The sequence below is a fragment of the Saccharopolyspora pogona genome (genome assembly GCF_014697215.1).
GTDB lineage: Bacteria > Actinomycetota > Actinomycetes > Mycobacteriales > Pseudonocardiaceae > Saccharopolyspora > Saccharopolyspora hattusasensis.
Genome location: NZ_CP031142.1, coordinates 7,254,605 through 7,267,639, shown reverse-complemented (window position 1 = coordinate 7,267,639; position 13,035 = coordinate 7,254,605). Strand labels below are relative to the sequence as shown.

Annotated in this window: 10 protein-coding genes; 5 read left to right on the top strand and 5 right to left on the bottom strand. The window is 69.7% G+C overall.

The window, feature by feature from the left end; translation table 11 throughout:
• Positions 1-4 precede the first annotated feature (4 nt).
• Positions 5-1,171: an ADP-forming succinate--CoA ligase subunit beta gene (gene sucC, locus DL519_RS34165; RefSeq protein WP_010316027.1), complete on the bottom strand. Its 1,167-nt coding sequence runs from the start codon at positions 1,169-1,171 to the stop codon at positions 5-7.
• Positions 1,172-1,545: 374 nt separating this feature from the next.
• On the bottom strand, positions 1,546-3,261 hold the full coding sequence (locus DL519_RS34160) for a hypothetical protein (RefSeq protein ID WP_190820950.1): 1,716 nt from the start codon (positions 3,259-3,261) through the stop codon (positions 1,546-1,548).
• A 478-nt stretch (positions 3,262-3,739) separates the two neighbouring features.
• On the opposite strand from DL519_RS34160, the gene DL519_RS34155 reads away from it, so the two are divergent.
• A complete protein-coding gene (locus tag DL519_RS34155; RefSeq protein WP_223839892.1) occupies positions 3,740-4,561 on the top strand; it encodes a M23 family metallopeptidase in 822 nt (273 codons plus the stop codon).
• Between the two features lie 179 nt (positions 4,562-4,740).
• On the opposite strand, the gene DL519_RS34150 is transcribed toward DL519_RS34155, so the two are convergent.
• Complete coding sequence (locus tag DL519_RS34150; RefSeq protein WP_317891410.1) at positions 4,741-5,292, bottom strand: GbsR/MarR family transcriptional regulator; 552 nt, start codon at positions 5,290-5,292, stop codon at positions 4,741-4,743.
• A 90-nt stretch (positions 5,293-5,382) separates the two neighbouring features.
• On the opposite strand from DL519_RS34150, the gene DL519_RS47560 reads away from it, so the two are divergent.
• The gene (locus tag DL519_RS47560; RefSeq protein ID WP_223839890.1) at positions 5,383-7,023 is read left to right on the top strand and encodes a class I SAM-dependent methyltransferase; all 1,641 of its coding nucleotides are present in this window, start codon (positions 5,383-5,385) and stop codon (positions 7,021-7,023) included.
• Position 7,024: 1 nt separating this feature from the next.
• Here DL519_RS47560 and DL519_RS34135 read toward each other — a convergent pair whose 3' ends face one another.
• On the bottom strand, positions 7,025-7,198 hold the full coding sequence (locus tag DL519_RS34135) for an alpha/beta fold hydrolase (RefSeq protein ID WP_190820948.1): 174 nt from the start codon (positions 7,196-7,198) through the stop codon (positions 7,025-7,027).
• A 513-nt stretch (positions 7,199-7,711) separates the two neighbouring features.
• Between DL519_RS34135 and DL519_RS34130 the strand changes: the two genes are divergently transcribed.
• Complete coding sequence (locus DL519_RS34130; protein ID WP_190820946.1) at positions 7,712-8,062, top strand: VOC family protein; 351 nt, start codon at positions 7,712-7,714, stop codon at positions 8,060-8,062.
• 705 nt (positions 8,063-8,767) lie between these two features.
• On the opposite strand, the gene DL519_RS34125 is transcribed toward DL519_RS34130, so the two are convergent.
• Positions 8,768-11,251, bottom strand: coding sequence for a UvrD-helicase domain-containing protein (locus DL519_RS34125; protein ID WP_190820944.1), 2,484 nt, complete (start codon positions 11,249-11,251; stop codon positions 8,768-8,770).
• A gap of 380 nt (positions 11,252-11,631) precedes the next feature.
• On the opposite strand from DL519_RS34125, the gene DL519_RS34120 reads away from it, so the two are divergent.
• Together DL519_RS34120 and DL519_RS34115 are read left to right on the top strand one after the other, a co-directional pair.
• Positions 11,632-12,333 (top strand): DedA family protein, encoded by a 702-nt coding sequence (locus tag DL519_RS34120; protein WP_190820942.1) that lies wholly within the window; start codon positions 11,632-11,634, stop codon positions 12,331-12,333.
• A gap of 302 nt (positions 12,334-12,635) precedes the next feature.
• Positions 12,636-12,941 carry a chorismate mutase gene (locus DL519_RS34115; RefSeq protein ID WP_190820940.1) on the top strand — a complete coding sequence of 102 codons (306 nt, stop codon included), beginning with the start codon at positions 12,636-12,638 and terminating at the stop codon, positions 12,939-12,941.
• Positions 12,942-13,035 lie beyond the last annotated feature (94 nt).

Genomic DNA, 13,035 nt, shown 5'->3' with positions numbered 1-13,035 from the left:
GGCCTCATGCCCCCGCAGCCAGCTCGGCGGCCTTGTCGGCCGCACCGTCCATGGTGTCCACCATCGTCACGACCGGGTGGTTGGCCTCGGCCAGGATGCGGCGACCCTCTTCGACGTTGTTGCCGTCGAGGCGGACGACCAGCGGCTTGGTGGCCTCGTCGCCCAGAATCTTCAGCGCCTGCACGATGCCGTTGGCAACCGCGTCGCAGGCAGTGATGCCGCCGAAGACGTTTACGAACACCGACTTCACGGCCGGGTCGCCGAGGATGACGTCCAGGCCCGCGGCCATGACCTCGGCAGAGGCGCCACCGCCAATGTCCAGGAAGTTCGCCGGCTTCACACCGTTGTGCTTCTCGCCGGCGTAGGCGACCACGTCGAGGGTGGACATGACCAGCCCGGCACCGTTGCCGATGATGCCGACCTCGCCGTCCAGCTTGACGTAGTTGAGGCCCTTCTCCTTGGCCTTGGCCTCGAGCGGGTTCTCCGCTTCCTTGTCCACCAACTCGGCCTGCTTGGCCTGGCGGAACGCGGCGTTCTCGTCGAGGGTGACCTTGCCGTCCAGCGCGATGATCTTGCCCTGCGGGTCCTTGACCAGCGGGTTGACCTCGACCAGCGTGGCGTCCTCGGCGACGAACGTCTCCCACAGCTGGACGATCACGTCGGCGACCTGGTCGGCGACGTCGGCCGGGAACTTGGCAGCGGTGACGATCTCCCGCGCCTTGTCCTGGTCGACGCCCTCGATCGGGTCGATCGCGATCTTGGCCAGCGCCTCGGGCTTGGTCGCCGCGACCTCTTCAATCTCCATGCCGCCTTCGACGGAGGCCATCGCGAGGAAGTTGCGGTTGGCGCGGTCGAGGAGGAACGAGAAGTAGTACTCGTCGGCGATGTCGGAGGCGGTGGTGACCAGCACCTTGCGGGTGATGTGGCCCTTGATGTCCAGACCGAGGATCGCCTCGGCCTTGGTCTCGGCCTCATCCGGGTTTTCGGCCAGCTTCACACCGCCGGCCTTACCGCGGCCCCCGGTCTTCACCTGGGCCTTGATCACGACGGGCCCGCCCAGTTCTGCGGCGGCTGCCTTGGCCCCTTGCGGCTCGGTTACCACGGCGCCGGGCAGCGTCGGCACGCCGTGGGAGGCGAAGAGCTCCTTCGCCTGGTATTCGTACAGGTCCACTCGACTCTCCTGCGACGTCGGTGTCGGACTCGGTGACGATATCGACCTGCGACGACGCATGGGGCGGCGCACCTGGTGAACTGCCTCACCTGAGTTTGGGCATTAGCCCTGGTCGAACCGTCCAGCACGGGGATTCGACTGCTCCGCAGGCTCGATCTCGACGTCCGTGGTGACGAACGGAACAGCGCATCGCGACGGTGCGCCACGCATTCTCGACCGCTCTTCCGGCGTCGGCAAGACGGCAGATCGGGGAATTCGGTGCAGGCTCACGCTCGCGGACCGGACGGACGTTTCCGCTGGTCGGGGCCCGTGAGCGCGTTGGGGCGCGACCGCACCGAAAAGCACTCACGGGCCCTGAGCAGTCAAGACCCTCGTCAGTGCCGGTCCCGCGGCACGCGGGCCGCGGCGAGGGCAGTGACGAGCAACACGACCGCGCAGGCCGCGCAGAACCACAGCCCCAGGCCCGGCGCCGCGCCGGGGAACCGTTCGGCGGTCAGCGGAAACTCCAGCACCCGGACCGCTACGACGAGCACAGCTCCGATGAGCAGCGCCGCAGCACGGGCGGGCCGGCACATCGGCGCCAACACCGCAGCACCGACCACCGCGGCCAGCGCGACCACCAGGCCCCAGGACGTCGTCCCGAAGTCGGTGAACACCCCCGGCGCCGTGTAGTCCGGGGCTGTGACCACCGGGAAGCTGAACGCACCGGCCGCGAGCGGCAGGGCGACGAGCGACGGGAACAGCACCAACCGGTGCATCGCGATCTCTGTGAGATCCACCTCGTCGCGCTCCACCGCACCGGCGATACCGGCGACGACCGCCGCGAGCGCGGCGAACAGCACCGCGATCCCGGCCGCCCAGGCACCGAATCCGGCCTGCGCGTCCGCGGCCTGCAACGCGGTGAACACCGCGTCGAGCACCCCGGCCGCCGCGAACGGAATCACCACCCATACCACCGGCAGCACCGGGCGAAGCCACCTGGAGGCGCGCGGCAGCAGCAGCCCGACCCCCAGCACCACCAGCAGGAACCCGGCCGGCCACAGCATCCGCGCCGGGTACGGCGACGGGTCGCGCAGACCGTAGGGCATCTCCACCTGCGGCACCGCCGCCGCCAGCAGCGCCAACGCGCCGGCCACCAGCGCGAGCACGGCCGAGACGGTGATCAACCGGGTCAGCGCGGGCAGGCGCAGGTCGTCGGCCGACTCGGCGGAGTCGGCTCGTCCCGCTGGCACTGCCAGGACCACCAACGCAATCGCCGCGACCAGGCCGAACACGGGCCCCCAGGCGAACTGGATGTCGTCGAGCATCGCCGCCGCGACCAGTGGCGGCACGACCACGCACGCCACCGCGGCGGCCACGCCGAGCAGCCCGCCGCGGGCGAACTCCGGGTCGGTGGAGCTCGCCACGAATCCGGCGGCGCTCGGCACCGCGACGGCGAGCAGGAAGCTGCCGATCAGCACCACCAGCGGTCCGTCGAGGGCCGGGTTCGGCAGTAGATATGGATCGTCGGAGACGAACGGTGCCATCAGGACGCCGACGGCAGCGATCACGCCGGCGCACAGTACGAGCGTGAGCAGGCCCTGCCGGTGCGAGCCGGTGCCCTCGTCGCCGTGCTCGGCACCCCGGACCGCTAGAAAACCGGAAACGATCGCCGCGACGTGCCCGGCGATCAGCAGCCAGACCCCGGTCGACGGGGCGAAGGAGTCGAGGCTTTCCACCCGGAGCAGCTCGGGGCGGGTGGCCAGCCCCGCGTCGACGACGAACTGCAGGTCCAGCACCAATCGGCCGGGAGCGAGCGCCGCTGGGCCGACGAGCACGGCTGCCGCCGTCCCGAGCCGCCCGCGCCGGGCGAAGACGAACGCCGTCGCAGGGGCGAGCAGTGCGAGCACCAGCAGGAGCGGCCATGCCAGGAATGCGGCGGGAGCGCTGGGAACGACGAGCCCGAGCAGCGGCCCCAGGCCGACGAGCACGGAGCTTACGGCGGCGACGACGATCGCCTTTCTCAGCCGCATCGGGGGATCGGGGTCGGGCTGCGGATTCGTGGCGGGAGCCGAGGAACCGCCGGACGGGAGGTCGGGCCGCGCAGTCACCGCGCAGACGCTAGCAACCCCGGGCGCGAACGCCACCCGCCGGTCGCACCCTCCGGGACATCCCCTAGGGCCCACCGAACGGAGCACTTGCGGTTGCCCATCAAGCGGCTCTTCGAATGTGACTCATATCACGCCTCGCTACCGCGAGCTGCCTGGATCGAGGCATCCCGGAGCCCGCCATGGCCCGATCGAACCGCCCCGCATCGATCACGAAGCCGCAGGCAGCTTCGCTACGCGACGACCACGCCCAGTATCCGCGCACGCCTGACAATGAGGCCCGCGGAACACCTTTCGAACACGCTCCGTGTCCAAGACACCACGGACGGGGATTTGCCCCTAGGGGATCAGCTTGGTTACTGTCCCCCGGTCCGTTGTCACGGTCTGATCACGAAGGACAACCTTCGGCCGGTTCCCCGACCGGCCCCCGGGATCCCCGCCCGGGAACGTGATCCGGCTCCCCGAGACGGAAGGGCAAGCATTGGCTCGACACCGCTCCCCCGGCGGCGAAGAACACTCCCCGGGCTACGCGGAGGCGTCCCCCGACGACCCCTCCAGTAGCCCGGCGAAGACCCGGGACTCCTCACCCGTATCGGTGTGGCGCGGCCGCGTGGTCGTCGCCGCCGTCGCCGCTGGCGCCTTCGCAGCCGCCGGGCAATCGATGGCCGCAGGTGAAGGGCACGCCGCCCCGGACCACGACGACTTCAACCCCTCTGACGCTTCGGCCTCGTTCAACACCGCGATGGCCGAGCAGACCTACACCGGAGTCGGCGGCAGCGCCCCGGCCCCGGCGATGCTCCCGGTGGCGAAGACCACCGACGTCAGCTCCGAGATGGAGAAGCTCGCGAAGAGCGAGCGGATCACCCAGGAGCGCGACGCGGCCCGCATCGCCGCCGAGGAAGCGGCGCGGGCACCCAGGTACGTCATCCCCGCCGCCGGCACATTCACCTCAGGTTTCGGTGGCCGCTGGGGCACGACGCACTACGGCATCGACATCGCCAACGCCAAGGGCACCCCGATCTATTCCGTCGCCGACGGCGTCGTGATCGAGGCGGGCCCGGCCAGCGGTTTCGGCCTGTGGGTGCGGGTTCAGCACGAGGACGGCACGATCACCGTCTACGGCCACGTCAACACCATCACGGCCAAGCAGGGCACCAAGGTCAAGGCCGGCGACCAGATCGCCACCATGGGCAACCGCGGCTTCTCCACTGGCCCGCACCTGCACTTCGAGGTGTGGAACACCAGCGGCAAGAAGATCAACCCGCTGCCCTGGATGCAGGCCCGAGGTATCTCGCCCGCGTAAACCTTGCACCCCAGCTCGGTTTGCGCAGCGGTACCGGTAGCGGCCCCCTGCGGGAGTTACGGCCGCCGTCTGGACTCCGGGATCCCCGACTCATGAATGCCAATTCACCACGCCGGGGACTGGCCTCGCCAAGAACCCCGACGGGGTGGGCACAGTCTGAGAACCCGCGGCGGTGCTCGTCACGAGGGTGGACTAAGCGGCTGGCGCCGCTTGAAAGACCAAACCTGAGTTCCCGGACCTCGCGGAATGGCGCCGGTGGCGCGGCTAGGCCGTCGCTGCCGGTGCCATTTCTGCATGAGCTCCGGGATCTCGGCGCGGAGGAACTCGAAGAACTGCCGCGTCTCGTCGAGGCGCAGCCCCGCCCGCGTGCTCGCGCCCACTGCGGCCACGCCTTCGGCGAGGGTGCGTTCCCAGCCGATCAGTTCCGCATCGCGCTGCATGATGCTGGCGTACCAGACGTCGTCCAGCACCCGGTAGTGGTCGCGCCGCTCGCCGGGGTCGCGCTCCCGCACCACCAGCTTGACCTGCACCAGGTAGCGGACCGCTCCGGACACCGCGGCTGGGCTCACGTCCAGGACCTCGGCCAGCTCGCTCGCCGTCCGCCGCCCTTCGTCGGCGACCAGCAGACTCGCGAGCACGCGCGCCGCCATGCGCGGGAAGCCGGCGCCGGTCAGGTCCAGGGCGAACCGTTCGACGAACCGCGGCACCTCGTCGCCGGAGCCTTCCGTCATGTTCCGATCCTCACCAGCCGCATCGATCACCTGAAAGATTTTAACGTTTCCTTATTTCACGAATTTGTGAAATCACTGTAGCTTAAGAACGTGACCGAACGAACCGAACAGATCCGGTTGACCGGCGCGCAGCAGACGCTCCTCGGCCCTCTCCACGCCCGGGCCCTGGACAACCGCAGGCCCGACCCGGTGCTCAGCGACGAGACCGCGGATCGACTGCTCGACCGCATCGACTTCGACTTCCGCAGCCTGCGCCTCGGCTCCGGGGACCGGATGACGGTGGTCCTGCGAGCCAAGCAGCTCGACGACTGGGCGGCGCACTACCTCGCGCAACACCCCGACGCGGTGGTGCTGCACCTGGCGTGCGGCCTGGACAGCCGGGCGTTCCGGCTCGCCATCCCCGCTGACGCGCACTGGTACGACATCGACCTGCCCGACGTGATCGAACTGCGGAACCGGCTCTACCCGCAGGCCCAGGCGAACTACCGCACGATCGCGGCGTCGGTGACCGATCGGGACTGGCTCGACGAGATCCCGACGGGGCGGCCCACGCTGGTCATCGCCGAGGGACTGACGATGTACCTGACCGAAGCGGACGGCATGGACCTGTTGCGGCGATTGGTCGAGCGCTTCGAGGTCGGCGAGATGACGTTCGACGCGGTGCTGCCGTGGACCGTCCGGGCCGCCCGCTACTCCCGGTTCCTGCAACGGACCGGTGCCGAGTTCCACTGGGGGATCGGCGATCCGCACGCCCTCGAACTGCGCGTCCCCGGTCTCCGGCTGCGGCAGGAACTGCCGATGATGGATCTGCCGGGTCTGGCGAAGATGGACGCGACCGACCGGGCGATCGCGAAGTTCATGAACGCCTTTCCGCCGCTGCGCAAGGCCATGCGGCTGCTGCGCTACAGCTTCGAGCACAAGCAGCAGGAGAAGGTCGAGCTGACCGGAGCGCAGGCGACCATGCTCGCGACGCTCTACCTGCGCGCGCTGGACAACCGATCGGCCGAGCCTATGCTCGGCGACCGGTACGCCGACGAGGCCGTGCAGCGCATCGACTTCGACTTCGGCAAGTTCAAGATGGGTGCGCGCAACGCGGGTTCGGTGGCGATGCGCGCCAATGCGCTGGACCGCTGGGTCGAGGAGAGGCTGCGGCCCGGCATGACCGTCCTGCACCTGGGTTGCGGGCTGGACAGCCGGTTCGAGCGGACAGACCCGCCGGAGGGGGTCGAGTGGTACGACATCGACCAGCCCGACGTCATCGAGCTGCGCCGGCGCCTCTTCCCGGAACGCCCGCACCACCACACCATCGGTTCGTCGGTGACCGCGCCCGACCTGCTCGACGACATCCCTGGCGACCGGCCGGTGCTGGCGGTCGCCGAAGGACTGACGATGTATCTGTCCGAAGTGGACGGTATCGCGCTGCTGCGCCGCATCACCGAGCACTTCCCCGGTGGGGAGCTGCTCTTCGACGCCTTCAGCAGCCTGGGGGTCCGGGTGTCCAACCGGCTCAACCCGGCGGTGGTGCACGCCGGGGCGCACCTGCACTGGGGCATCGACGACCCGCAGTCGCTGGAATCCAGCGTGCCCGGGTTGCGGCTGGTCACGGAGTGGTCGTTCACCGATGCGCCCGAGCTGGACCGCTACCCGCAGCCCGTTCGGGCCGCCATCGGCGCGTCCGGACGCATCACCGCCGTCCGCCGCATGGGCCGGATGCTCCGCTACCGCTTCTGACTCAGCGGGACGTCGCCAAGTCCAAGAGCCGGTGCACGCCGGGCGACTCGATCGGGAGGTGCCCGGCGCCCGGCAGCATGGCCAGTTTCTTCGGCCCCGCAAGCCGGTCGAAGAACGGTCGGCTCAACTCCACCGGTGTCCAGGCGTCCTCGGCGGGGTGCGCCAAGCGCGCCATCCTGCATTCGCTCAGCGAGCAGCACCTCCAGCAGCCCGAAGAGCAATCTGGCCGGGTTTGTTGCGCGAAATGTCAGACCTTCCGCCGCGGTGGAGCGAGGTAGTGCGCGTGCTGGCGGTCGGCATGCTGGATGTCCACGCCAGGCACTCCGGCCTGCGCACCGTGCCTTTCGAGCACACTCCGCGAACCACCGAGGGGTCGCGCGGCTCCGACGGTTGTTCGACTGGCTGACCCCGGAGAGAGCGAACCAACTCCGCCGGTGCTCCGTCGGCGGGCCCGACCACGAGTTGACCGCTGCGCTGCTCGTGCCAGGAATGGATGCGCAGATCCACCGCGTGGTCCTGGCCTGCGACGATGACCCGGCACGGCGCGGTCCGAGCGCACCGAGGCGCTGATCGCGCTGTGGAGCGCGCTGCCCGCACGCCTCTGAAGATGCCCGCTCGACGCGCTCGCAGCTCGTGAAGCGGCGGCCTGCCCTCCGGCGTGGCACGGTTTCGTCAGGAGGTGGTGGCGATGATCAACGGGGCGCACTTGTTGTTGTTCAGCCGGGACGCCGAGCGGGATCGGGCGTTCCTCCGCGACGTGCTCGGGTTCGAGTCCGTCGACGCCGGGGGCGGGTGGCTGATCTTCGGGCTGCCGCCCGCCGAACTCGCCACCCACCCCACCCACGGGGAGCCCACCTGCCAGCTCTACCTGATGTGCGACGACATCGCGGTCACCATCGGTGAACTGCAGGAGAGCGGCGTCGAGATCACCCGCCCGGTCAGCAACGAGGGCTGGGGACTGCTCACCGCCCTCCGCCTGCCCAGCGGTGCCGAGATCGGGCTCTACGAGCCCAAGCACCCCCGACCTGCCGGGATGTAAGCGAGACCGTGCGCGCCGGGCTCGCCGCGCCGATCGATCGGCAACGTGGCCACCGTGCGATGAGTTTCGAGGTCTATGGGTTTCGAGGTCGATGACGGAGACCGTTGAGGACGTGACGGCGGTAACGTAGGCGCGCGTGCCGTCGGGCGAGGACGCGATGGTGAGCGGGAAGCTGCCTACCTCGACGCTGCCGAGCGGTTCATAGGTGCCAGGTGCGTAGCTCAGCAGCCGCCCGGGCGCCTGCCCGCCGAAGGGCGAGTCGCCGCCGGCTGACTCGCCGATGAGCAGCACCCCGGTACCTGAAAACGGCTTGCCGGTGGCTCTCACGATCTGCCGGATGCGGCGGAGTCCGTCCCGTCGACAAGGATCCGATCCACAGCGAACTCCTCGGGCTGGAGATGATGCGTAGGAAGCGATGCGGAGAACGCCGCTGCTTCCGCCCGTGGTTCGGCGCCCCGTCCACGGCACTCCCTCCACACCGTGGATGTTCCACTCGATGCGGTCCGCGAAGAGGTCGGTCAACGCACCGATCGTACGTTGCCCAGTCTGCGTTGGAACTCGTCAACGACTGCCCGGGTTTCGCTCACGACGTTTCTCGCGAGGTCGTTCTGCTGCTACCGCAGGGCCGAACCTCGGTCGGGCGCCGGTTGTTCCACGCGAACTCGAACATCGTCTACTTGGGACAATGAACTTCCCGCCGTCGGGTCATAGCTTGCTGATCGGCACGCTGCCGATCAGCATCAAGCGGACCGTGCCGGAGCTACCGAAGTCGATCGTCGCGGTGGCCCGCGGTCCCTCACCCTCGGTGGACAGCACCGTGCCCAGCCCGTACTTGTCGTGGGTGACCCGGTCACCGGCGGCCAGCTTGATGGCGACGGTGTCCTTCCAGCCCTTCATGCCGGTACTGCGCATGCCGCGCGCCGCCAGCCCGGCCTGGGCCGAATCCGAGCCGGTGCGGTCGAAACCGCCACGGCTGCCCCAGGTGCTGCGCACCTGCGGGGCGGCGCGCTCCGGTTCGATCCGGCGCCAGTGCATCAGCTCGTCCGGGATCTCGGTGAGGAACCGGGAAGCCGGGTTGGTCATCGGCTGGCCCCACGCGGAACGCATGAGCGCCCGCGACAGGTACAGCCGTTGCCGGGCGCGGGTGATGCCCACGTACGCCAGCCGCCGCTCCTCGGCCAGTTCGGCCGGGTCGCCGAGCGCCCGCGAGTGCGGGAACACCCCGTCCTCCCAGCCGGTGCAGAACACCACCGGGAACTCCAGGCCCTTCGCGGTGTGCAGGGTCATCAGGGTGACGACCCCGTCGCCGGATTCGGGCAGCGAGTCCGCGTCCGCCACCAGCGAGACGCGCTCCAGGAACGCCGACAGCGAGTCGTCGGCGGGCAACCCCAGCGCCGCCTCCTCCGCGTCCTCCGCGGCCGGCACCGCGGCCGCGACCACGGCCTCGGCCGACGGGTCGACCTCGGCCGGGGGCTCGCCGACCGGAGCTCCCGCTTGGATCTCGGTGAACTCCCGCGCGACCGTCACGAGCTCGGTCAGGTTCTCCACCCGCGTGGCGTCCTGCGGGTCGTCGCTGGCCTCCAGCTCGGCGCGGTAGCCGGTGCGCTCCAGTACCTGCTCCAGGATCTCGGCGACATCGGACTCCGCCGCGACCGCCTGGAGCTCATCCAGCAGCGCCACGAAACCCGCGATGGCGTTGCGCGCCCGGGTGTTGAGCAGCGGGACCTGCCCGGCCGCCGCCTTCCGCAGCGCAGCGGCGAACGAGATCCGCTCCTGCTCGGCGTGCACTGCGACCACGGCCTCCGCCCGGTCCCCGATGCTGCGCTTCGGCACGTTGAGGATGCGGCGCAGGCTCACCGTGTCGTCCGGGTTGTCCAGCACCCGCAGGTAGGCCAGCGCGTCCCGCACCTCGCGACGCTCGTAGAAGCGCACCCCGCCGACGACCCGGTACGGCAGGCCCAGCCGGATGAACACCTCCTCGAACACCCGGGACTGGTTGTTCGTCCGGTAGAACACCGCGATGTCGTTGAACGTCGCGTCGCCATCGTCCACCAGCCGGTCGATCTCGCCGGACACGAACGCCGCCTCGTCGTGCTCGTTGTCCGAGACGTAGCCGACGATCTGCTCGCCGTCCCCGGCGTCGCTCCACAACCGCTTGTCGCGCCGGTTCGGGTTGCGCCGGATCACCGCGTTCGCCGCGGACAGGATCGTCTGCGTGGAACGGTAGTTCTGCTCCAGCAGGATCGTCCTGGCCTGCGGGTAGTCGCGCTCGAACTCCTCGATGTTGCGGATCGTCGCGCCCCGGAAGGCGTAGATCGACTGGTCCGCGTCACCGACCACGCACAGCTCGGCGGGCTCGATGCCGCTGTCGGCCGCCTCGGTGCCGACCAGCTCGCGCACCAGCACGTACTGCGCGTGGTTGGTGTCCTGGTACTCGTCGACGAGCACGTGCCGGAAGCGCCGCCGGTAGTACTCCGCGACCGCGGGGTGCTCCTGCAGCAGTTCGACCGTGCGCATGATCAGGTCGTCGAAGTCCATCGCGTTGGAGTCGACGAGCCGGCGCTGGTAGGCGGCGTAGACCTGGGCGACCTTGCGCTCCATATCGTTGCCCGCCTGCTCGGCGGCGGCCTCCGGGGACAGCAGTTCGTTCTTCAAGTTCGAGATGTGCACCGCGAGCGTGCGCGCCGGGTAGCGCTTGGAGTCCAGGTCCTGCTCTCGCGCGATCATGGTGATCAGCCGCCGGGAGTCGTCCGAGTCGTAGATCGAGAAGTTGGACGACATGCCCAGCGTCTTGGCCTCGCGGCGCAACACCCGGACGCACATCGAGTGGAACGTCGACACCCACATCACGTTGGCCCGCCGACCCACCAACTCGACGACGCGTTCCTTCATCTCGGCCGCGGCCTTGTTGGTGAAGGTGATCGCCATGATCTGGCCCGGATGCGCGCCCCCCGCCAGCAGGTACGCGATCCGGTTGGTCAGCACCCGCGTCTTGCCCGACCCGGCACCCGCCACCACCAGCAGCGGCGAGCCGGTGTGCACCACGGCGTCGCGCTGCTGCGGGTTCAGACCAGCGAGCAGGGCGTCCGGATCCGGACCGGACCGCGAGGCGGGCCCGGATTCGTCCGATTGCAGCGATCCGTGCTGCGGTAGATCGCTCTGCCACTGGAGGTCGAGTGGGGTGCTCATCGTTGCTCCACGTTACCGGCGAGCCCGGACAAAACCCGAATCCCGGTGCCCGGGGCTCCAGATCGCACCGCCGCACGAGCCGATCCGCGCGGACTCCAAGCCGCTGCACCGGCTGCGGCTGCCTGGGCGGATGATGCGTCGAGCACGACAGCGGCGGCTGTTGCCCTTGTGGCGAAAGAGAAAGCAGCTCCGCCGTGCCCAACGCAGTTTCCGTAGTCCCCGCAGTCACCGCATCGGCCCACCGGTGGGCCCTGCCGACCGCCCCCTTGGCCACCGAAAGGTCAGGGGGCGGCCAGGGGATGCCCGGATCCGCCGCGCGCAGCAGGCCTGGAAGGTGAATTCCGACCGCCGTACCCGCCACGAAACGGAATGAGCCGCCCATGGAGTGGATCAACCAGATCGATGCCGCGCTCCGAGACTTCATCGCGTGGGCCGCGACGCTGAACCCGTGGCTGTGCGTGCTGCTGGCCCTGGTCCTGCTGTCATTGGAAACCTCCATCTTCATCGGCTTGTTGGTCCCGGGCGAAGCAACGCTGCTGCTCACCATCGCCGTCCTCGGCGCCAGGTGGGCACCGGCGCTGTTCGCCGCGGCGGTGGTGGGCAACGTCATCGGGCAGAGCGGTGGCTACTGGCTGGGCCGCGTGATCGGCCCCGGGCTCCGCAACACGTGGGCCGGGCGCAAGATCGGCGCACACCGCTGGCAGGCCGCCGAGGCGGTCGTGCAGGACACCGGCGGGCGCGCGCTGATCACGACGCGCTTCGTCGCCGTGGTGCACGCCGTGGTCCCGGCCGTGGTGGGCACCTTGCGGTTGCCGTTCCGCCGCTTCCTGGGGCTCTCGGCAATCGGCGCCGTGCTGTGGGCAGGGGTGCAGACCGCCGTCGCGGTGGCGCTCGGCGAGGCCGCCCGGGCGGTCGGCTACGGCTGGACGGTGCTGGCGTTGACATGTGCGGGCGGCGTGGCGGCGGGCGTCGTCGTGATCCGCAGCGTGCGTCGGCAGTCCGCTCGACGAGCCGCCGAGCGAGTCGACGTCGAGCCCGGTCAGGGTGCCGTTCGGCGTGCCGGTGGGCAGGAGGTTCGGTAGTCATGGCTCCAAGATCCACGGCGGCCCCGGCGCAATCCAGGGGAATAACTCGAACTGGTGATCGAATGATTCGAAGTCCACTCGTTGGGACGAGTGGTCCACGTCACAGCAAACGCGATGCCGGCTGTGGCAGACTGAGCGCGTGCGAACGCAGACCTACGAGTTTTTCTACGGGCCCGGGACTCCAGCGCCCGTAGTTGCGTGAGCTCAAAAACCACTACGACGCCCCGGAGTTTTCGGACTCGGGGCGTTCGCGCGTTCCGGGGCCGGGGGCAGGGGCCGAAGCCGGAGGACAACGCCCGATGAACGCCACTGTGGACGGTGACCAGCCGCAGTCCGAGCTCGCCTCGGCCGAGCAGGCCGCCGCGGAGGCCATCAGCAACTTCCGCGAGGAAATCAACTACCTGGACAGCGAGATCCTACGCCTGGTCAAGCGCCGCGCCGAGGTCTCCCGACAGGTCGGCCAGGCCCGGATGGCGGCCGGCGGACCCCGCATCGTCTACAACCGCGAGATGGACGTGCTCGCGCGCTACCGGGAGCTCGGGCCGGAAGGCCGCGAACTCGCGATGATTCTGCTGCGCCTGGGCCGCGGCCGTCTCGGCCACTGACGAACCCCACGACGCAGGAGCAGGCGTCGGTCGTGCGCACCCCCAACGCGCCCACGACCGGACAAGACCCACCTCCCCATGCGGCACCGGCGGA